Origin of the sequence: Bacteroides sp. An322 (assembly GCF_002161765.1) — a bacterium.
Lineage (GTDB): Bacteria > Bacteroidota > Bacteroidia > Bacteroidales > Bacteroidaceae > Phocaeicola > Phocaeicola merdavium.
The window spans coordinates 62,176-84,963 of sequence record NZ_NFIN01000015.1; the positions used below are offsets into that span (position 1 = coordinate 62,176).

Here is a 22,788-nt window from a genome sequence, read left to right on the forward strand (position 1 = left end):
TAGAAATGAAAAATGAAAGGTATGAGCTGAACAAGAATTTGGCTCAAATGCTGAAAGGTGGTGTCATCATGGATGTGACGACTCCCGAACAGGCGAAAATTGCCGAACAGGCAGGTGCTGTAGCCGTTATGGCATTGGAACGCATTCCCGCTGATATCCGTGCAGCAGGAGGTGTGGCTCGTATGAGCGACCCGAAAATGATACGGGGCATTCAGGAAGCAGTAAGCATTCCGGTAATGGCAAAAGTGCGTATCGGTCATTTCGTTGAGGCACAGATATTGGAAGCCTTGGAAATCGATTACATTGATGAAAGTGAAGTATTGTCGCCGGCAGACGGTGTTTATCATATTGATAAGACTAAATTCAAAGTGCCTTTCGTCTGCGGTGCCAAGAATTTGGGCGAAGCTTTGCGCCGCATTGCCGAAGGCGCTTCGATGATTCGTACGAAAGGCGAACCGGGTACAGGCGATGTAATACAGGCTGTTACTCACATGCGGAGCATGATGCGTGACATCCGCCGTGTACAGGCTTTGGCAGAAGATGAATTATACAACGAAGCCAAAGAACTGGAAGTACCGTTCGACTTGTTGCAATATGTGCATGAGAATGGCAAACTTCCTGTGGTAAATTTTGCCGCCGGAGGAGTAGCCACCCCTGCCGATGCCGCCTTGATGATGCAACTGGGTGCAGAAGGCGTATTTGTCGGTTCCGGTATTTTCAAATCGGGTAATCCAGAGAAACGGGCACGTGCCATTGTCAATGCCGTAACCAACTATAATGACGCAAAATTGCTGGCAGAGGTTTCCACCGATTTGGGTGAAGCCATGGTAGGTATTAATGAAGATGAAATCACCTTGCTGATGGCAGAGAGAGGAAAATAACCGGGAAAGGATATGCTGAAAATAGGTGTTTTGGCGCTGCAAGGAGCTTTCCTTGAGCACGAACAGATGTTGGACCACTTGGGCGTAGCACATTTTCAAATCCGCCAATTATCCGATTTGTCCTGCCCCATGGACGGGCTGATTATACCAGGCGGAGAGAGTACGGCTATCGGCAAGCTTTTGAATAGCCTGGATATGATGTCTCCGCTTAGGGAGAAGGTGAAAGAAGGATTGCCCGTATTCGGTACATGTGCAGGTATGATTCTATTGGCAAATGAAATAGAAAATGACCCGAAGCGCTACTTGCAAGTGATGGACATCTGCGTGAAACGCAATGCATACGGCCGCCAGTTGGGCAGTTTCTTCACTCATGACCTGTTTGCCGAACAAGAAATACCCATGACTTTCATCCGTGCTCCTTATATAAATAAGGCAGGCGCGCAGGTGGAAATCTTGTCAACGGTAGACGGGCACATCGTAGCAGCACGTGAAAAGAACATGTTGGTCTGCTCGTTCCATCCCGAACTGACGGACGATACTACAGTACATGCTTATTTCATCGAGAAGATGGTAAAGTAGGAGGAAAGCCCAAAAGGGAATCAGATGCCAAGACCTTAGTTGTGCATAGGACATGACTATTGGCTTCTCACTTTCTCTAACTATTGTACTTAAACTGATAAAGCGGACGTGCCAACCCGGCGCATCCGCTTTTTTACTGACAAGTTAAAATATTAGAGAGAATTTAAAAAGACGGCTTGTCACTTCGTTATTAGTTATTGTCCGCAACATCCCACCACACACGCGTTTCGAAGCTGTCTTCTCCTTGAGCTTGGATTGCAGCATTGTAATTATCCATATTAGTTCCGTAATCATCCGGATAATAGATACGCCGGTAAGGGATATGGGAGATGCTTGCCGATGGTCCCGGATAGATTTTCGGCACATTCAACCGCCGCCAATCCGACCATGCTTCTATACCGTCTTGCATAAAGTTGGCAAGCCAGCGCTGCATGCCTATCTTTTCTATCCTTTCTTCATCCGATCCGGTAAAGGCTATATCCGGTTGGGCATAATATGCGTCAAAGCTGCTTCCCAAATCGTATTGGTCGAATGAAGCCTGAATGCCTTGACGATAATAATTCTCAGCTTGGCTTTGGTCAATCCAACCACGTACGGCAGCTTCGGCCTGAATCAGCAAGATGTGTGAGGGGGAAATGATAGTTATCGGCGTGTTCTGCGCTTGATAATAACGAGGGTCAAAAGTAGCACAGTCCGTATATTGCGTGATGTCCGACTGCAAAATACCGAAAGGAACCCCAGCATATTCTCCTTGCGAATTAGGCTCAGCATAAGCTTCTATGCGTGGGTCGTTATAAGCGAGCAACTGATCCAGAAGAGTCTTTGACGGAGCAAAGTCGGCACGCCCATCTACTACAATATTGGTATAGAGAGGATTCTCGTTCATCTCTTCGCTTACAAAGTTATAGACCAATGCGTCAGAATTGTCAGTCATACCACCATCGGCATACGCACGGGAAAACCGTTCACGTCCGGAAGAAGGATCTACATCCGAAAGCTTAATCGCCATCATCATGCGTAGGGAGGCATTGAATTTCTTCCATTTAGAGATATCTCCGTTATAGAGTATGTCATACGTGCCGTCTAAATCTCCACTTTCATCGAATTGCGCATACGCTTCTGTAAGGCGAGTGTCGAGATCTGAATAGATGGATTCTTGTGTATCGTATGCCGGAGTGAAATTTCCCGCATCTCCTTGCAATGCTTCCGAATAAGGAATCATGCCCAGCACATCGGTAATGTGCATATAGAAGTAAGCACGCAATGTCTGCGCCACGGCTATTTGGTTTTCATTGCTTCCCATCTGCAGCACGTTTGAAGACTGGCTAGTCGATTCTTCAGTGTTCAGCGAAATGATTTCTTCCAAATTTTGTAAATCTCTGTAATAGAAAGCCCGCGTATCATAGTCTTGCAATCCAAAGTTGGAATATTGGATATTCTGCCGTTCGGACAAATATTGCGGAAACAATTGTGTCCACGGGTTATAAGTGCCATTCAGGGCAAAAAGATACGTATCCATACATACCCGGGTAAACAAAAAGCGTGTATCCGGAGAAGAAGGATTGTTAGGGTCTACAGTCAAATCTCCGAAATTGCCACAACTGCTCAAGCCGGTAACTCCGACAAAAATCAAAGCCAATAATTTTATCTTTTTCATAATAAACCAATCTTTTAAGTTAGAATGTCAGACTCACTGTAAAACCGTATGAACGTACAGAAGCAGCCTGTCCGCCTTCAATATATCCTTCGGTAGCCGCTCCCATTTCAGACGGGTCGATGTTGGGAACTGCCGAGTAAATCAACCAAGGGTTTTGTGCTACAAAAGAAATGCTGGCACGCTTGATTCCCCAATTCAGACGACGCAAGAACGATTCAGGGACAGTATAACCAAGACTCAGTTCACGCAGTTTTACATAGCTTGCATCATATACATAGTCTTCCCATAACAATGACTTATAGCTTTGGAAGTAAGTCTGCGCATCCATATAAGTAGTGACAGGAGAGTATGTGCCATCTTCGTTTTGGATCACTCCATCCAAGCGGATACCTCCACCGTTTGCCACACTATTACGAATCGGATTTCCTTTGTCATTCAATCCTGTGGTTGAACTCAGCAAACCGGATGCTTCGCCAAACATATTCGTAGCAGAAGCTAAAGCACCTCCTACTTGGAAATCGAGCGAAGCGTTCAAGGTAAATCCTTTATAGCGCAACGTAGTGGCAAAACCACCCGTCAAATCTGGCTGTATATTGCCCAATTCTTCTTGTGCGGACGTGTTATACAAAGGTACGTAATCACCGTTCTGATTGCGACCCAACAAAAGGTTTCCTTCGGGATCACGCTGCCAAACCGAGCCGCGTATTACGCCAATAGGCTCTCCGACTTCCGCATAAGAATAAACGCGTGAACTCCACGACATCCAGTAAAGTTGATAAGATTCTTGTCCATCTACTAACTCTTCCAATGTATTCCGGTTATGGGCTACGTTGGCATTTACTTCCCATGACCAGTCTTTCGTACGAATGATTTCACCTCCTAATGATACTTCAATACCACGGTTTCGGATCAATCCGGCATTCATTCTACGGGAAGTGTAGCCGCTGGATGGAGTAGTATTCATGCTGACTATCTGATTCTTTGAGTCTCGGTTGTAGAAGTTGATGTCTCCCCAAAAACGATTGTTGAACATGCGGAACTCCGTACCAATTTCATACGAGGTAGAAATTGTCGGCTTGATATACGGGTCATTCAGTGTAGGACTGGTCCACATGGTAGACAAACCGTTGTACTTGACTACTTCACCATCGCTGTTACGAATGGAATAAATGTTGTACACATTATACGGATCCATCGTTGAACCGACTTGGGCTGCTGAAGCTCTTATCTTCCAGAAATTTAACCAATCGGCATGTTTGAACCAGTTGCTGGCGATGACAGCTACCGACAAACCTCCATACAAATAGCTGTTGTTGTCCGGATGAAGAGTAGAACTCCAATCGTTACGCAATGAAAAATCTATATAATAGGTATCATTCCATCCGGCCGTCACTGTACCATAGATACTTTGCTCGTGAATTTGTTCTTTATTATTGCTGCCTCCTGCATCACCCGAAGATCCTCCTAAATTGTTGAAACCATCCATAATCAATCCGTTACGAGTGAATCCGGAGAGTTCGTCCAGGTTGCTTTGGCGGTCTTCAAAGAAAAGTGCCGCATCTATTGCCAGCTTGTCATTCAAGAAATGATCGTTCCATGTAATGCGCCCTTGGGTTTGGATGTCCGAATAAGAATTCTGATCTTGTTGGTAGCTGGATACTAAACCAAACATCTGGTTAGGGATAACTTGTTCCGACTTTTCATTACGAATGTTGCCATTAACACGAATGCCGGCTTTCAGGTTCTTCCAAATAGTCAGTTCGGCATCTCCACTGAATAAGTTCCATTGATAAGTGTCCGTTGTGTTGATTTCATTGAATACAGCATAAGGGTTATCATGAAAAGCGGCGTTCAGGCTAGTCGGATCCGAATCACGGCTGGTGATGTTCCAATATATATGGCTGCCGTCCGCACGCTTGTAGTTCTTATAATCCTGTAAGTTTACGTTGGTATGCCCCCATTGCTGGTATGAATAAAGAGCATTTCCTGTCTCAGCATATCCCTCTACCGCCGCATTATGGTTTTTGCGGTAAGTATATTTGTAGTCTACTGATATTTTCAAACGGTCAAAGGGTTTGAACTCAGTCCGTACGGACAAATAACGCCGTGCCGCATCGCTATTGGGAGTGATGCCTTGGCGTGACACGTTAGAGAATGACACACGTGTAGAATAATCTTTACCTGAACGTGAAAACGCCACGTTGGTCGTATTGCTGAAACCGGTTTCAAACAAATCGCTCAGCTTCAATTGTGGACTCCATGAGGTGGTCTGTCCGAAACGTGGGTCGCTCGGATCCCATGCGTATGCTGGAAGATATTGCTGGCCATTGAAAGCCGGACCCCAACTGGCATCGTTATTGTAGTCATAATATGCCTTGCCGTCCAATGCCTGCAGATATGACGGGTGTCTGCTCGCATCATAATGGAATACAGGAAGTTCCGCCTCAGCTCCCAAATAACCTCCACCATATTGGTTTTGCATGTCAAAATGGTCGTACATCTTTTCCCATGCGAAAGTATGGCTTACATTGATTTCTGTATGCCCTTCCTGTCCTGAACCGTTTTTTGTGGTGATAATTACGGCACCATTGCCACCACGTGAGCCATACAAAGCCGTAGCTGCAGGGCCTTTCAGTACGTTAACTGATTCCACATCGTCCATATTGATGGCATTGGCATCTTCCGAAATAATGCCATCAATGACATAAATCGGTTCTACTCCACTGGCATCAGTCAAAGAAGATGTACCACGCAAAATGATACGTCCGCTATCAAACGTGGCACCTGATGAACCTAAGAAACGGATACCGGACACTTTGCCCGCCAATGCATTGTTCAAGTCTGTTTGCCGGGTAATGGTCAAATCTTCTGCCTTTACGGTCTGAGTAGAATATCCCAATGATTTCTCATGGCGGGTAAGTCCTTGTGCTGTAACTACCACCTCATCCAAAGTTTCAGTATTAGGTTCCATTACAATGTTCATCGTTCCGGAAGTAATATCAACCTCTTTTGTGTTCATACCGATAAAAGAAATACTTAATGTCTTGGCAGAAGCCGGCACGTTGGAAAGATTAAAACGGCCTTCCACATCAGTAATGGTTCCCATGGTTGTCCCTTTTACTAAAACAGATGCTCCCACTATCGGCAACCCATCGTCTGCGGAAGTCACAATTCCCCTCACTTGTCTCCCTTGAGACCATAAAATGCCTATTCCAATACATAGAAAAGACAACATTAAAACAATTTTCCTTTTCATAAACTCTCTCGTTTAGTTAAACAATCTTTAATTAATACAGCTGTCATAACCTGTTTTATTGAATTTTTCGCAAAGTTATAAATAAAAGGAAAATAAAAGCAAATATTTTTGCGTTAAAAATGAAATTTTCATGATGATTTTATGTCAAATGAATGTTATATACGATATTTATGCATTAATTAGTAACTAATATTGTTAATATTGTTCTATTTTGAAAGAATATGTTCTATTTTTTATGGTGTTTATCATATAATCAAATAGTCTGAAAATATGCTATTTTGCTTTCTTTTTTATATGTAGAAAAAGGCGAGATATTATAGTGGACTGATGTAGATAGCTGAAAAAGCATAAGAAATTATATGGTATAGGAAGTATAAATATTATGAAAAAACAAGTCAATGATTACATCGAATGCTGGAAAAGTGTAATTTTGCGCTGGGTTTTAAAAAGGCATGCTTCTATGTTTGCACTCAAGGGGTTGGGTGGAGACAGTTCATGAATGACAAAGAGTTGTTTTTAATATAAGATTTATGAAAAGAAGCATTTTTGTGGTTTTGTGTTTATGCTTTACGATGCATGTTTTCTCACAAAACCTGACTATTAAAGGAGTGGTTTTAGACGAAACCGGACAATCGGTTATCGGAGCTACAGTATTAGAAGAAGGAACCGAAAACGGGACTATCACCAATTTGGACGGTGAGTTTTTCTTGACCGTAGCAAAGGGTAAGTCATTGGTGATTAGTTATATCGGTTTTGAAACGCAACGCATACGTGTTGTGAATGAAAAACAATTAAAAATCATCTTGCACGAAGATTCCGAACTCTTGGATGAAGTGGTCGTTGTTGGGTATGGCGTAAAGCAAAAGCGTTCTACTATGACTACAGCTATCTCGAAGATGGATCAGAAAGTCTTGCAGAATGCAGCCCTTTCGAATGCGGCACAAGCTTTACAGGGGACAGTTAGTGGTTTGCGTGTGACGAATACTTCAGGAGCACCCGGAAGTGCGCCTACTATCGTATTACGTGGCGGTGCAGGTATAGAGAGTGCGGGTTCTCCATTAGTAGTAGTCGACGGAGTAGTGCGTTCCATGAGCGACATCAACCCTTCCGACATCGAATCCATTCAGGTATTAAAAGACGCGGCTTCTACCGCTATCTATGGTGCACGTGCCAATAATGGCGTTATCTTAGTACAGACCAAAAAAGGAAAAGCCGGACATACGCAGGTGTCTTATAAGTTTAAGGGAGGCATGAACTTTGCCCGCAAAGGTTACGAGTATATGGATGCCGAAAATTACATTCGCTTCGGACGTTTGGGACGCATGCATTCAGGAGGAAGCATTACGGATATCGACAACACGAGAGGCTATGGTGCGGTATATGGCGCAAATAATCCCGAGCAGTATTCCATCCGTTACTTAGACGGAAACGAAAATTTATTGCAGGAAGGCTGGAAGCAAATGACCGACCCAGTAACAGGCAGGCAAATCGTATTCAAAGATTATGGAACCACCCTGCGTGATGAAGTTTATAAAGACCCGGCTTTCACACAAGACCATTACTTGAGCTTCAATGGAGGAAGCGAGAAAGGTACTTTTGCCGCTTCATTGGGATATTATTCCGAAGACGGAACAGTGAAAGGTACAGAATACCGTCGGTTCAGTGGTACGTTAAACGGGAATTATAAAGTATTGCCTATTTTAAATATCAAAGGAGGAGTAAGTTTCTCTACGTCTACTGCTCCGGAATTGTACTACGATGATATGGCAGACCTTTTCGAGCGTATGCAGAGTATGGAACCGACATGGAAACCTTTCTTTGATGACGGTTCGCCTAACTATGGTTACGGAAAACGGGATGGCAACCCGCTCTATTGGCTGGATAAGTTGACCAACAAGAACAATACCCGCAAGACAACGCTGAACATCGGTGCCGATTTGGAACTGGTAAAGGATAAATTGTTCTTACGCGAGAACAGTTCGATTTATTACGAAGATTATACAAGGGAATTGTTCGACAAAGAATACCGGGATTATTGGAATGTCAATACGGAGCGTAAGGCTTCATTTGCTTATCAGCGTACCATTCAGCAACAGCATAGCGTGCAATTAGAGTACACCGATACATTTAAAGAGAACCATAATTTCTCTGCCATGCTGGGAGGCGAATACTTCGAAAATCAATATACGGAATATAGCGGAAGCGGTCAGGGAGCACCTTTTGATGATATTCCTACCCTAAATGCCTCAGGAAATGAGAATATGACCGCTTATTCCTATCGCGAAGGCTACCGCATTGCTTCGTTCTTCGGACGGGTCACTTACGATTACAAACGCAGGTATCTGTTCACGGCTGTAGCACGTTATGACGGGATTTCCCGTTTATCAGATAATCGCTGGGGCTTCTTTCCGGGAGTCTCTGCTGGCTGGAATATCCACGAAGAAGCGTTTTTCCACAATAGTCCGATTGCCAATGTGGTTTCTACATTAAAGCCGCGTATTTCGTATGGCATCAACGGTAATGTGAACGGCATCAGCAATTATGACGTCTACGGACTCTACGGACAGGCAAGCGGAACGCATCCTTATAACGGCGTGAACGGCATCTTGAATACGGCGGTCATTAATTCGCAATTGCGGTGGGAGAAAAGTAAATCATTCGAAGCAGGCTTAGACCTCGGTTTCCTGAATAACCGTTTCAATTTGATTTTGGATTATTACAACCGCACGACTTCCGACCTGCTGACCGATGTTAACTTGCCGGGATATACAGGTTTCGATTCGTTTAAGACCAATTTGGGTACGTTGAGGAACAGCGGTTTTGAAGTGGAAGGCAATTTGAACTTGATTACCAATCCGAAAGGATTTAATTGGAATTTCTCGTTCAATGCATCGTATGTCTTCAATAAGATTGTGAAATTGCCGGATAACGGCAATGAGAATAACCGCCAAGGAGGTTCCCAGGTTTGGGACCCTGCTTCTCAACAAGTTATTTGGGTAGGAGGATATCAAGAAGGACATACCTTAGGGGATATTTATGCGTATCAGCAAGTGAAAATCCTGAGGGATGAAAACGAAGTAGCACAATTGGCTGGCAACCGCATCGACATGATTGCCGGGCTGTACGGACCGAATGTCAGTGAGGCAGACCGTCAACGTTACGGATTGACCAAACCGATTGAGGCAGGTGATGTACTTTGGGCAGACTTGAACGGAGATAATGTTATCGACCAATTAGACCGTGTAAAAGTAGGCAACATCTATCCGAAATGGACTGGCGGTTTCAGTACTACGCTTTCATATAAGAATGTGTCATTGTATGGTCGTTTCGATTTCGCCGTCGGACATACCATATTAAATATGGTGGCGATGCGGTCTATCGGACAATCGGTCGGATTCAAGAACATCATTGCGGATGGCTTGGATTGTTGGACCGCTGAGAATCCGGACACAGATTTGCCTAAATCCTACTACGATGATTCTACCAATAAGAAGAATATCTACCGCGATACGGCAGGAAGTGATATAACGAGTGTTGATAATCGTAGTTCGCGTTTCTATGAAAAAGGGGACTACCTGGCTTTGCGTGAATTGACATTAAGTTGGAAATTGCCAGCAAAATGGATTTCGAAAATTCATATAACCGATGCTTCACTTTATGTCACGGGACAAAACTTATTCTATATTACAGGATATAGCGGTACTTCTCCCGAAGCCCCATTGGTTTATCCGGGAGTTGATACTGGGCGTTATCCCACTCCGCGCACGGTATTGGTAGGTGCGTCTGTTTCATTTTAACCGATAATTTTAAAAATGACGAATACAATCATGAGAAGAAAAATACAAATGGCGGTAATGGCGGTTGTTGCAATATGCTCGTTAAGCAGTTGCTTGGATATGAGCCCAATCAGTGAAATTACCGATGAAAATATGTGGAAAAACGAAGGGCATTTCACATCATTTATGTATGGTGTGCATAGCCGTTTACGTGATGTAGATGCGCAATATTTATTTATGTTGGGCGAGCTTCGTTCGGATATATATAATGTAGGAACTGGATGGACAGGTGAAAGTAATCAGGTCGAGGAAATTACTTCGAATACGTTGACTGAAGAACGTCCGGGCATTGAAAATTACGGCGGATTGTATTACAATATCAATCAGATAAATTTGTTTATTTCGCGTGCTTCAGGTACAGATTTGTTAAGTGAGACCGACCGGAGTTATTATTTGGGTGAAGCATACGGACTGCGTGCCTTTTATTATTTTCATCTGTTGCGTTCGTGGGGAAATGTGGTTTGGAATGCAGAACCAAGTTTGGGGTTCGAGGTTGGTAATCTGGAACGCCCGGCTACTGACGCAACGGTTATTATGCAAAATATCAAGAACGATATAGCTGCTTCTGAGGCTTCTTTCGGAGAAGATTATTCATTCCGCGCCGGACGCTCATTGTGGTCGAAAGCTGCTACATTGACCCTAAAGGCTGAAATCTATCTTTGGTCTAGCAGACAGATGAATGGCGGAATGAATGATGCACAAACAGCTTTGGATGCTTTGAATGACATTCAAACGCATATTTCGCGTACAGATTTGGATTTATTGCCCGATTTTGCTTCTGTATTCGATTATGAAAACAAAGGAAACAACGAAATCATTTTTTCACTGCATGGAGCATACAATGAAGCTGATTTGTTTAACGGAGGATGGCGTAATCACATGATTCCGCAACAGACTACTTTAAGCAGTTATTATGAAAGCGACGGTTCTCCTATTAATTTAAATTTTAATGGCAATGTCTATTATCCGCTTCGTGAAGAATTATATAGCCGGTTTGATGAATCAGACACACGCCGTGAGGGGACTTTACGGGCTGTTTATAGCAAAGAAGAGGCAGAATTGGTCTCTTATGCTGGTTGTTTTGCCTATAAATACCGGGGAATGACGCCTAGCGGTGCTTCTTACCGTGAGTTTTGTGATGATTATCCTATTTACCGTTATGCCGATGTATTATTGTTGAAAGCAGAAGCCGAAGCTTTGCTTGGGAACAATCCGACAGAAGAAATAAATCAGATCCGCCGCCGGGCGTATGCCGATGCTTATGATGAGGCAACTATGGGCTATCCACATCTGACGGGCGATGATGAAGGAATAAACGAGGTGCTTTTGCGCGAGCGTCTGCGAGAATTTATGTTCGAAGGCAAGCGTTGGTACGATCTCCGCCGTTTCGGACAAGAATATGTGATGAAGTATTCATCCTTGCAGAATCCGAATCATCTGCTTTGGCCTATCGACACCGATACCATGACCGATAATCCCGCATTAGAGCAAACGCCCGGATACGAATAAGTTTGTAAGTTTTAAAGCTTTAAGTTTTTGAGTTTGTCACTTTGTTTGTATATTCGCAATTGGTTAATATGAAAACGCAGATTTTCGCAGATTAACGCAAAGTATTATTTAAATCGTATTTTTATGCAGAGAATAAAATGAAAATCATCTGCGTTAATCTACGGAAATCTGCGTTTTTTAGTCCAATAATTTACAAACCTAAATTCAAAAGCAAATGAAACATGTATTAATTGCAGCTCTGTTTTTGCCCTTAATGGCATGCGGAGGAAACCAACAAGCAGAAACAACCAATGAAGTTGCGCAAGACAGCACAAAGAACCAAGTAGTGGAAACCATTATGACGCGCCGAAGCATCCGCCAGTATAAGCCGGAAGCCGTGGAACGCGAAAAGATGCAGATTATCGTGGAATGCGGCATCAACGCGCCCAATGCCATGAACCGCCAGCCGTGGGAAGTGCGTGTAGTAGATAATCCCGACTATATCAACGGAGTGACCGAATTGTATAAGAAAGCCAATCCGAAGGTTGCAGCCGATTCTACATTCCGCAACATGTTCCGCAATGCCCCGACTGTAGTCTTTATCGGACACGACACGAAGTCGGAAAGCTCGCCTTTCGATTGCGGTCTGTTGGCAGAGAATATGATGCTTTCGGCATGGTCGATGGGTATCGGAAGCTGTTGTTTAGGCAGCCCTGCCAGTTTTATGAGAAGTCCCGAAGCAGCCGAGTACCTGAAAAAACTGAACTTCAGCGAAGGCTACGAATTGCTTTATTGCATCGGTTTCGGCTATCCCGATGAAACTCCTGCTGCAAAACCTCGTGAGGCAGGCAAGATTCAATTTATCGAATAAGATAAGGCGTTAAATACCTTTGCATTTCTTGCATTTAAAGACATCAGGGTTCATCGGCTTACGAAGCAAGGTTCGTTGGCAGATGGACCCTGCTTCGTAAGCCGATGAACCCTGATGCGTTTTCTTGTCCACTCCAGCATTTTACCCAATTAACTGTAGGGGCGTATCGCATACGCCCGAAAATATCCACGTGGATAAGTTGGTGTATGCGGGGCGTATGCGATACGCCCCTACATTGGCGATTTTGCGGATATTCATTATAATTTATAGTCCGAAGATGAACATTTAAAGAATTATTTCCGTAATCCTTTGGGTTATCTCAATAAATCTTCTAATTTTGCAACATGAAATGAACTGTAGAGGAAGAATTTTTAGTTCTAACAATTAAATAATTTAAATTCAATCATTTATGTGGTTAAGTAATTCATCTATTGGAAGGAAAGTGGTGATGAGCGTAACAGGTATCGCCCTTGTCCTATTTCTGACATTTCACATGTTGATGAACCTTGTGGCATTATTCTCGGCAGAAGGTTATAACATGGTATGTGAATTCTTGGGTACTAACTGGTACGCTTTGTTGGGTACATTGGCGTTAGCAGCTCTGTTTGTAATTCACATCGTTTACGCTTTCTGGCTGACGATGATGAACCGTGCGGCACGTGGTAGCGAACGCTATGCTGTAAGTGCAAAGCCTAAGACAGTAGAATGGGCTTCTCAGAACATGCTGGCTTTGGGTGTAGTTGTTATTTTAGGTTTGCTTTTGCACTTGTTCAATTTCTGGTACAACATGATGTTTGCTGAATTAATCGGCAATCCGATGATGGGTGGTCTGGAAGCTACAGACGGCTACGGTTACATCATGGCTACTTTCTCTAATCCGGTGTTCTTCGTATTGTACATCGTTTGGCTGTGTGCTTTGTGGTTCCACCTGACTCATGGATTCTGGAGCGCAATGCAGACTTTGGGTTGGAATAACACTACATGGATCAACCGTTGGAAGTGCATTTCTAACATCTATTCTACTATCATTGTGCTGGGCTTCATGCTGGTAGCAGTAGTGTTTTTCGTAAAGGGTTTATTCTAATAAGGTGACAAGTTAACAAGTTGGCAAGCTTCTAAGGTTTATCTTGTCGACTAAAAAAAGAAAACAATTATGACTAAGATACTTGATTCTAAAATTCCTGAAGGTCCGATAGCTGAAAAATGGACCAACTATAAAGCTCACCAGAAATTGGTGAACCCGGCTAACAAACGCCGTTTGGATATCATCGTGGTAGGTACTGGTTTGGCTGGTGCTTCTGCTGCCGCTTCATTGGGCGAAATGGGATTCCGTGTGTTCAACTTCTGTATTCAGGATTCTCCGCGCCGTGCGCACTCTATCGCTGCACAAGGTGGTATTAATGCTGCAAAGAATTATCAAAACGACGGTGACTCGGTTTACCGTTTGTTCTACGATACTGTAAAAGGTGGTGACTACCGTGCTCGTGAAGCTAACGTTTACCGTTTGGCTGAAGTTTCAAACAACATTATCGACCAATGTGTGGCTCAAGGTGTTCCTTTTGCACGTGAATACGGAGGTCTGTTGGCAAACCGTTCGTTCGGTGGTGCACAGGTTTCTCGTACTTTCTATGCGAAAGGTCAGACCGGTCAGCAGTTGTTGTTGGGTGCATATTCTGCATTGAGCCGTCAGGTAGGTGCAGGTACAGTAAAATTGTACACCCGCTATGAAATGGAAGATGTTGTTATCATCGACGGTCGTGCACGCGGTATCATTGCCAAGAACTTGGTAACAGGTAAATTGGAACGTTTCGCTGCTCATGCTGTAGTAATCGCTACCGGTGGTTATGGAAATACGTATTTCTTGTCTACCAACGCTATGGCATGTAACTGCTCTGCAGCAATGGCTTGCTATCGTAAGGGTGCGTTCTTCGCTAATCCTGCATACGTTCAGATTCACCCGACTTGTATTCCGGTACACGGTGACAAGCAATCTAAGTTGACTTTGATGTCTGAGTCTTTGCGTAACGACGGTCGTATTTGGGTTCCGAAGAAATTAGAAGACGCTAAGGCATTGCAGGCTGGAACAAAGAAAGGAAGCGATATTCCGGAAGAAGACCGCGACTATTATTTGGAACGCCGTTATCCGGCATTCGGTAACTTGGTTCCACGTGACGTTGCCAGCCGTGCGGCTAAGGAACGTTGTGACCATGGTTTCGGTGTAAACAATACCGGTCTTGCCGTATTCCTCGACTTCTCTGAAAGTATCGAACGTTTGGGATTGGATGTAGTACGTCAACGTTATGGCAACCTCTTCGATATGTACGAAGAAATCACCGATGTCAATCCGGGCGAATTGGCAAACGAAATCAACGGTGTGAAATATTACAACCCGATGATGATTTATCCGGCTATCCACTATACAATGGGTGGTATTTGGGTAGACTACGAATTGCAGACTACTGTGAAGGGTCTGTTCGCTATCGGTGAATGTAACTTCTCTGACCACGGTGCAAACCGTTTGGGTGCTTCTGCGTTGATGCAAGGTTTGGCAGACGGTTATTTCGTATTGCCTTACACGATTCAGAACTATTTGGCAGACCAAATCACTGTTCCCCGCTTCTCTACTGACCTTCCGGAATTCGAAGAGGCAGAAAAGGCTGTTCAGGCTAAGATTGACCACTTGATGGGCATCCAAGGCAAGCGTTCAGTTGATTCTATCCACAAGGAATTGGGACACATTATGTGGGAATATGTAGGTATGGGACGTACTGAAGCTGGTTTGAAGACCGCTCTTACCAAACTGAAAGAAATCCGTAAGGAATTCGAAACCAACTTGTTTATTCCGGGCAAGAAAGAAGGCATGAATGTAGAATTGGATAAGGCTATCCGTCTGAATGACTTCATCACTATGGGTGAACTGATTGCTTACGATGCATTGAACCGTAATGAATCATGCGGTGGTCACTTCCGTGAAGAATACCAGACAGAAGAAGGTGAAGCTAAACGTGATGACGCAAACTACTTCTACGTATCTTGCTGGGAATATCAGGGTTCAGACGATAAAGCTCCGGTTCTCTACAAAGAACCGCTGGTTTACGAAGCAATTAAGGTACAGACTCGTAACTATAAGAGCTGATTTGTGAAGTTAAACAATTAAAGAATCTTAGTAAAATGGATAAAAATATATCATTTACGCTGAAAGTTTGGCGTCAGAATGGACCTAAGGAACAAGGTCATTTCGATACATTCCAGATGAAAGATATCCCGGGAGATACTTCATTCTTGGAAATGTTGGATATCTTGAATGAGCAATTGGTTGAAGCTGGTAAAGAGCCGGTAGTATTCGACCACGATTGCCGTGAAGGTATCTGCGGTATGTGTTCTCTTTATATCAATGGTCATCCGCACGGACCTGCTACAGGTGCTACTACCTGCCAGCTTTATATGCGCCGTTTCCATGACGGCGATGTGATTACCGTTGAACCGTGGCGTTCGGCTGGTTTCCCGGTTATCAAAGACTTGATGGTAGACCGTACGGCTTACGACAAGATTATGCAGGCAGGAGGTTTCATTAGCGTCCGTACCGGTGCTCCGCAGGATGCCAATGCAATCCTGATTCCGAAACAAGTGGCTGATGAGGCTATGGATGCTGCTTCTTGCATCGGTTGCGGTGCTTGTGTAGCTGCTTGTAAGAATGGTTCGGCTATGTTGTTCGTATCTGCAAAGGTTAGCCAGTTGAACTTGCTCCCGCAAGGAAAACCGGAAGCTTTGCGTCGTGCGAAAGCTATGATTGCCAAGATGGATGAATTAGGTTTCGGTAACTGCACCAATACCCGTGCTTGCGAAGCTGAATGTCCGAAGAACGTTTCAATCAGCAACATTGCTCGTTTGAACCGTGATTTCATCAAAGCAAAACTGAAAGACTGATTCTTTTAGATAGATAACAAAAAGTAATGTCATCCTAAAGTGAAGGATCTCGTGTACATCCGTTTGTGCATTCGAGATCCTTCACTGCGTTTAGGATGACAAACGATAATAGGCTATTTCTATTTAAGACAGTTTTTTGCTGTATAAAACCAGCCTTTGTAAAAGAAACTTAAACATTTTGTAATATTCCTGCAAAGCATTGCGGGATTGAAAGGAATCACTATCTTTGCATTGTGATTTTTTTCATAGTATTAGATTTAAGGTTAACAAGGTTGGGAGAAAGCGTTCTCCCATTTTTTTTGCTTTCTTACAAAGGCTTCAAGAATAAAGTTTTTCACTTTATTTTTTCAGTTCCGGATAACTGATACGTGTGTGATACATGGTTTTTAGCTTCTCTTTAAACACAGATTTTACAATTGCAATATCTTTAAATGTAATTGGGCATTCTTTAAAATAACCGTCTTGTACTTGTGCGTCAATGATTTTATCCACTAAGTTCGAAATGCTTTCTTCAGTGTATTCATGCAGACTTCGTGAAGCGGCTTCTACTGAATCTGCCATCATTAGGATAGCTTGCTCTTTGGTAAATGGATTCGGACCCGGATAGCGGAACGCTTCTTTATCCACCTCTTCATCGGGATGTTCGTTTTGATAAGAAATGTAGAAATACTTGGTCAGCCCTTTGCCATGGTGTGTACTGATGAAATCCTTGATAACCTGAGGCAAATTATTCTTATCAGCCAATTTCAAACCGTCAATTACATGATTGATAACAATCTGGGCACTTTGTTTATAGCTTAGTTGGTCATGCGGATTAACACCCGATTGGTTCTCGGTAAAGAAAGCCGGATTCAGCATTTTGCCTATATCGTGATACATGGCACCGGTACGGACTAACTGGCTATTGGCATCAATCCGATTGGCTGCAGCGGCAGCAAGATTGGCTAGTTGTAAAGAGTGATTAAATGTGCCGGGTGCTACTTCCGACATTTCACGCATTAATTTTGTATTAATGTTCGACAATTCCACTAAAGTGACATTGGATGTAAATCCAAACGTTTTCTCAAGAATGAATAGCAATGGATAAGTAAATAGCAACAGGATGCCGTTTATCATAAAATTGACATACATGTGCGTATTCAGTTGTGAAATATCATTGATATGAATCAAGTCAAGAGCGAAATACGACAATGCGTAAGCCACTACTACAATCAGTGCACTACGTAATAATTGGGACCGTTGTGACAATTCGCGCAAGCTATAAATGCTTGCCAGTCCGGCAACGGTCTGCAGCAAAATAAATTCATGAGGCGACCGCAGACAGATGGAACAAAGTAAAATAGTAATGACGTGTGCCATAAAAGCGGTACGCGAATCAAGAAATATGCGGATAATCATCGGCAGCATGGTAAATGGCACGATATAGATACTCATAAACGGATGAGATACCATAAGGGATGAGATAACCGGATAGAGGATGATAAGCACGAAAAGAATGCTTAGGCAACCTTTTTTCTGATAATAGTCGTAGCGGAATAAAGCTAAATACCCCATTAGACAACCTATCAAGATAGCGACAAATAGGATTTGCCCTAGCAGCGTCAGCCGCTTTTCGGTAACGGTTTCACTTCGTTTGTCCCATTCTTTCTCTAATGATTTCAGTATATTGTAAGTTTGTTGGTTGATAATTTCACCTCGGTCGATTATTTTTTGTCCGTTCATTACAAAACCGTTTGCCCATGAAATACTGGACAATAGGTCTTTTTTCGCTGATTCTGACTTATTGGCATCATATATCAGATTGGTTGTCAGATAATTGTTCAGATTGCAACGTTGTAGCAAAGCTTTGTTATAATGAATGGTATCCGAATTGATTAAAGCTTCATACGCTTGTTTGGTGCTGTAGATTTCACTGATACTTTGCAGTATAGAGGTATTTTGATACACAATTTGAATGCTAAGGATACTGTCTTTGCGCAATTGGGCAAGTTGTTCTACAGGCATGACTCCTTTTTCGTATATGGAGCGTAGCATACGTTCGATATAGTGCGGATAGGTCGGGTCAGGGATTATCTGTCTCAATTGGCGGTTGTAGTCCGATTCAAATTGGCTGATGACCTGATCGGCTGTACTTTCTGACAGTTGGAAATAAGGATGATAATTTTTCATGATGCTGTCCTGTTCCCGTCTCACTTCGTCTTCTCCTTTATAAATAGGGAAGTCAAATGATGCTTGCAACAGTCCGTATTTCCACGGCTTATTGATGTCAAATTGATAGTTAAAATGCCCTTCACGCGGAAGAAAATACACGATAATAGCTACTGCAGCTAGGAAAATAGCGCACTTGTATAGGAACTTCTTATACGAGAACTGTCTTTCTGTTTGGAAACTTTTCATAGGATTCGGATATTTTGCCTGCAAAGTAAGAAAAAAATGGGAAAAATAGCTTAATTTTGCAGCGTATTTTTAGATAAAAACCACTATGGCAGAAAGAAAAGTAAGAGTTCGTTTTGCTCCGAGTCCTACTGGGGCATTACACATCGGCGGTGTACGCACTGCTTTGTACAACTATCTGTTCGCCCGTCAGCACGGGGGAGACTTGGTTTTCCGTATTGAGGATACCGATTCACACCGTTTCGTCCCAGGAGCGGAAGAATACATACTTGAGTCGTTCAAATGGCTGGGCATCAAGTTCGATGAAGGAGTAAGTTTCGGAGGGAACTATGGTCCTTACCGTCAGTCGGAGCGTCGGGATATTTACAAGAAATATGTGCAGGTGTTGCTTGACAATGGTAAGGCTTATATCGCCTTTGATACACCCGAAGAATTGGATGAAAAGCGGAAAGAAGTGCCTAATTTCCAGTATGACGCTTCTACCCGCATGTCGATGCGTAACTCGCTGACCCTGCCGAAAGAAGAAGTCGATAAGCTGATTGCAGAAGGCAAACAATATGTAGTCCGCTTCAAGATTGAACCGGACGAAGATGTGCATGTCAACGATATTATCCGCGGTGATGTGAAAATCAATTCTTCTATCCTCGATGATAAGGTCTTGTATAAATCAGCCGATGAACTGCCTACTTATCATTTGGCAAATATTGTCGATGACCATTTGATGGAAATTTCTCACGTAATCCGTGGCGAAGAATGGTTGCCCTCGGCTCCTTTGCATGTGTTATTATACCGGGCATTCGGCTGGGAAGATACAATGCCGCAATTTGCCCATTTGCCTTTGTTGCTGAAACCGGAAGGAAACGGGAAGTTGAGCAAACGCGATGGTGATAGATTGGGATTTCCTGTATTCCCGTTGGAATGGCATGACCCGAAGACTGGCGAAGTATCTTCAGGTTACCGTGAATCGGGATATCTGCCCGAAGCTGTCATTAATTTCTTGGCTTTATTAGGCTGGAATCCGGGAAATGACCAAGAAATTATGTCCTTAGACGAACTCGTCAGCCTGTTTAACTTAAGCCATTGCAGCAAGGCTGGAGCTAAATTCGATTATAAGAAAGGTATTTGGTTCAACCATGAATACATCCTGCGTAAGTCTGATGAAGAGATTGCCGAATTGTTCAAACCTGTGCTGGAGGCTCACGGTATATCTGTTCAGAATTACTCTGATGCTTATTTGACAAAAGTTGTGTCTTTGGTAAAAAGCCGTGTAAATTTTGTGAAGGAGCTTTGGGACCAAGCCCGTTTCTTCTTTATGGCTCCCGACACTTATGCCGAGAAAGATGTAAAAAAACGTTGGAATGCCGATACGCCCCGTATCATGGATGAATTGATAGACGTATTGCACGGCATTGATGATTTCACGTCGAAACCTTCGGAAGATGTCGTAATAAGTTGGATAACAGAAAAAGGTTACCACATGGGCAATGTAATGAATGCATTCCGCCTGGCAGTAGTAGGTGAATGCAAAGGACCGCACATGTTTGACATTACGGAATTATTAGGTAAAGAAGAAACAATCAAGCGTATGCGCCGTGCGGTAGAGGTGCTTAAATAAGCGGAGGTAATGATTTACAATCTAGCTATATATATCTATGTAAGTGCAGTCCGTTTGGCTGCACTTTTCAGCAAAAAAGTTTCCAAGATGGTAAAAGGCGAGCAAGAGGCTTTTACCGTCTTGAAGCAGAAAATCGACCCGCAGGCAAAGTATATTTGGTTTCATGCCGCTTCGTTGGGCGAGTTTGAACAAGGGCGTCCGTTAATAGAGTTAATCCGCAAACGTTTCCCGCAATACCGGATTCTGCAAACCTTCTTTTCGCCTTCGGGCTACGAAGTGCGTAAGGATTATAAAGGTGCAGATGTGGTCTGTTATCTCCCTCTTGATACACCGCGCAATGTGCGGAGGTTTATAGATGCGGCACATCCTTGTATGGCATTTTTCATCAAGTATGAATTTTGGAGGAATTATCTTCACACATTGTGTTGCCGAGGCATTCCGGTGTATAGTGTTTGCTCTATTTTCCGCCCGCAACAGGTCTTTTTTCGTTGGTATGGGGCAAGTTACCGGAACGTGCTAAAGTGTTTTGCACATTTGTTTGTACAAAACGAAGAATCAGTACGTTTACTGGAAAAAATTGGTGTAAAGAATACCACGATTGTAGGAGATACACGTTTCGACAGAGTCTTGGAAATTTGCCGGGAGGCGAAAGAATTGCCGTTAGTGGCTGCATTTAAGGGAGACAATCATCAGACATTGGTGGCTGGCAGTTCGTGGGCACCCGATGAGGATATCTTTATTCCTTATTTTAATGCACATCCGGGAATGAAGCTGATTATCGCCCCTCATGTGATAGACGAGAGCCATTTGCTGGAAATCGAAGGAAAATTGAAGCGTCCGGCAGTACGTTATACACAAGCAAAAGAAGCGGATGTGCAACAGGCCGATTGCCTTATTATCGACTGTTTCGGGCTGTTATCATCCATTTATCGGTATGGTGAAATGGCATATATCGGTGGTGGTTTTGGAGTAAGTATCCATAATACACTGGAAGCGGCTGTATACGGAGTGCCTGTGTTTTTCGGTCCTAATAATTACAAGTTCCGTGAAGCACAAGGATTGAAAGCATGCGGAGGCGGATTGGAAATACAAAATGAAACTGATTTCCAGCAGTTAATGGACCGCTTATTGTCAGATACAGCCTATCTTTCCACATCAGGGAAAGCCGCTGGTGACTATGTGAAAAACAATGCTGGAGCATTGGATAAAATCATGGAAACCGTAAAGTTTTAATGAATAGTTAACAGTTAATAGTTAATAGTGGATAGTCAAAGACAACTTATCCTCCGACAGTTATTAACTATTAACTGTTAACTATTAACTACCCGACGGTCTTCCATTCCTCTACTGTCCCCGTCTCGGAAGAGAAGTTTACTCCTAATTTTATATAGCTTACGCTTGTCCGCCTCGTACGGACGGGCATAGCCTTTTGCTTCTATTTGTGCCAACGCCTCGTCTGCCGAACCGTCGCGCTTGAACTCGAAGATGTAAATGTAGTCGTCCGTCTCTACGATGCAGTCCGACCGCCCTTGACTCTGCTCTTTCTCGGTATAGACCGTATAGACGCTTATCAGGCGGAAGATGAGATAAAACGTATAATGGAAATACCGTTCCTTTTCCCTCTTGTCCCGCATTGTATAGGGAATATCAGCCAAGAAAGAAGCGAATAGCGTACGAAGCTGTTCCGTATTGCCTTTCTTTAGTGACTCTACGACATCTATTATCCAACTGCTCATACTTCCCTTTGTTTTCAAGTAATCGGCTGCGACTAATGTGACGAAGCCGCTTTTTACTTCGTTATTCGGGAAGTCAAGCAGGAAACGATCGTAGATAGGGTCGTAATCCTTAACGGTTAAGTATCCGCTTTGGTAAATCATCGGAAGTGGCTTTTCTACATCTGCCTTGTAATCGATAAACTCTTCGGGACTGTAATACCGTCCGGTCATTTCATTCAAGTCTTCCTGTGTATGGTTCAGCAGGCGGATAAGGTAAGTGGGCGTACCGCTGGCGAACCAGTAGTCGCGGAGTTGCCGTTTGGCGAATGCGTTCAACAGGCTGAACGGATTGTACACGTCGGTCAGGTTATCGCTGAAATGATAGCCGTCATAACGGTGCTTCAGCATCGTTTTCATCCCTTCGGGAGTGGTACGGTATTTCTTTGCCAATGCTTCGATGGGTTCGGCAAAGTAATGCTCTAATTCTTCCTGCGTGATGCCGCAAAGCGTCTCGTATTGTTCCGTCATGCTGATGTCATTGAAATTATTGAATCCGGAAAAAGGGGTTG

General features: G+C 43.4%; 13 protein-coding genes and 1 pseudogene. 10 read left to right on the plus strand and 4 right to left on the minus strand.

The window, feature by feature from the left end; genetic code table 11:
- Positions 1-5 precede the first annotated feature (5 nt).
- Together pdxS and pdxT are read left to right on the plus strand one after the other, a co-directional pair.
- Positions 6-881 carry a pyridoxal 5'-phosphate synthase lyase subunit PdxS gene (gene pdxS / locus B5F91_RS09360; RefSeq protein WP_087428830.1) on the plus strand — a complete coding sequence of 292 codons (876 nt, stop codon included), beginning with the start codon at positions 6-8 and terminating at the stop codon, positions 879-881.
- Positions 882-896: 15 nt separating this feature from the next.
- Positions 897-1,460 (plus strand): pyridoxal 5'-phosphate synthase glutaminase subunit PdxT, encoded by a 564-nt coding sequence (gene pdxT, locus B5F91_RS09365; RefSeq protein ID WP_087428843.1) that lies wholly within the window; start codon positions 897-899, stop codon positions 1,458-1,460.
- 190 nt (positions 1,461-1,650) lie between these two features.
- On the opposite strand, the gene B5F91_RS09370 is transcribed toward pdxT, so the two are convergent.
- The gene (locus B5F91_RS09370; protein WP_087428831.1) at positions 1,651-3,117 is read right to left on the minus strand and encodes a SusD/RagB family nutrient-binding outer membrane lipoprotein; all 1,467 of its coding nucleotides are present in this window, start codon (positions 3,115-3,117) and stop codon (positions 1,651-1,653) included.
- A gap of 19 nt (positions 3,118-3,136) precedes the next feature.
- Entirely contained in the window at positions 3,137-6,373 is a 3,237-nt protein-coding gene (locus tag B5F91_RS09375; RefSeq protein ID WP_087428832.1) for a SusC/RagA family TonB-linked outer membrane protein, read from the minus strand.
- A 530-nt stretch (positions 6,374-6,903) separates the two neighbouring features.
- On the opposite strand from B5F91_RS09375, the gene B5F91_RS09380 reads away from it, so the two are divergent.
- The 6 genes from B5F91_RS09380 (at position 6,904) to B5F91_RS09405 (ending at position 16,495) form a co-directional block, all read left to right on the plus strand.
- Positions 6,904-10,170, plus strand: coding sequence for a TonB-dependent receptor (locus tag B5F91_RS09380; RefSeq protein WP_087428833.1), 3,267 nt, complete (start codon positions 6,904-6,906; stop codon positions 10,168-10,170).
- A 30-nt stretch (positions 10,171-10,200) separates the two neighbouring features.
- Positions 10,201-11,718, plus strand: a complete 1,518-nt coding sequence (gene nanU / locus B5F91_RS09385) for a SusD family outer membrane lipoprotein NanU (RefSeq protein WP_087428844.1) — start codon at positions 10,201-10,203, stop codon at positions 11,716-11,718.
- A gap of 253 nt (positions 11,719-11,971) precedes the next feature.
- Positions 11,972-12,568, plus strand: a complete 597-nt coding sequence (locus B5F91_RS09390) for a nitroreductase (RefSeq protein WP_087428834.1) — start codon at positions 11,972-11,974, stop codon at positions 12,566-12,568.
- 409 nt (positions 12,569-12,977) lie between these two features.
- Positions 12,978-13,652 carry a succinate dehydrogenase/fumarate reductase cytochrome b subunit gene (locus tag B5F91_RS09395; protein ID WP_087428835.1) on the plus strand — a complete coding sequence of 225 codons (675 nt, stop codon included), beginning with the start codon at positions 12,978-12,980 and terminating at the stop codon, positions 13,650-13,652.
- A 69-nt stretch (positions 13,653-13,721) separates the two neighbouring features.
- Positions 13,722-15,704, plus strand: coding sequence for a fumarate reductase/succinate dehydrogenase flavoprotein subunit (locus B5F91_RS09400; RefSeq protein ID WP_087428836.1), 1,983 nt, complete (start codon positions 13,722-13,724; stop codon positions 15,702-15,704).
- Positions 15,705-15,739: 35 nt separating this feature from the next.
- Positions 15,740-16,495, plus strand: coding sequence for a succinate dehydrogenase/fumarate reductase iron-sulfur subunit (locus B5F91_RS09405; RefSeq protein WP_087428837.1), 756 nt, complete (start codon positions 15,740-15,742; stop codon positions 16,493-16,495).
- Between the two features lie 339 nt (positions 16,496-16,834).
- On the opposite strand, the gene B5F91_RS09410 is transcribed toward B5F91_RS09405, so the two are convergent.
- Entirely contained in the window at positions 16,835-18,892 is a 2,058-nt protein-coding gene (locus B5F91_RS09410) for an HDIG domain-containing metalloprotein (RefSeq protein WP_087428838.1), read from the minus strand.
- A gap of 85 nt (positions 18,893-18,977) precedes the next feature.
- On the opposite strand from B5F91_RS09410, the gene gltX reads away from it, so the two are divergent.
- Positions 18,978-20,504, plus strand: coding sequence for a glutamate--tRNA ligase (gltX, locus tag B5F91_RS09415; RefSeq protein ID WP_087428839.1), 1,527 nt, complete (start codon positions 18,978-18,980; stop codon positions 20,502-20,504).
- A gap of 9 nt (positions 20,505-20,513) precedes the next feature.
- Positions 20,514-21,737 (plus strand): glycosyltransferase N-terminal domain-containing protein, encoded by a 1,224-nt coding sequence (locus B5F91_RS09420; protein ID WP_087428840.1) that lies wholly within the window; start codon positions 20,514-20,516, stop codon positions 21,735-21,737.
- Between the two features lie 88 nt (positions 21,738-21,825).
- Here B5F91_RS09420 and B5F91_RS09425 read toward each other — a convergent pair.
- A pseudogene (locus tag B5F91_RS09425) lies at positions 21,826-22,788 on the minus strand (PD-(D/E)XK nuclease domain-containing protein); the annotation flags it as partial.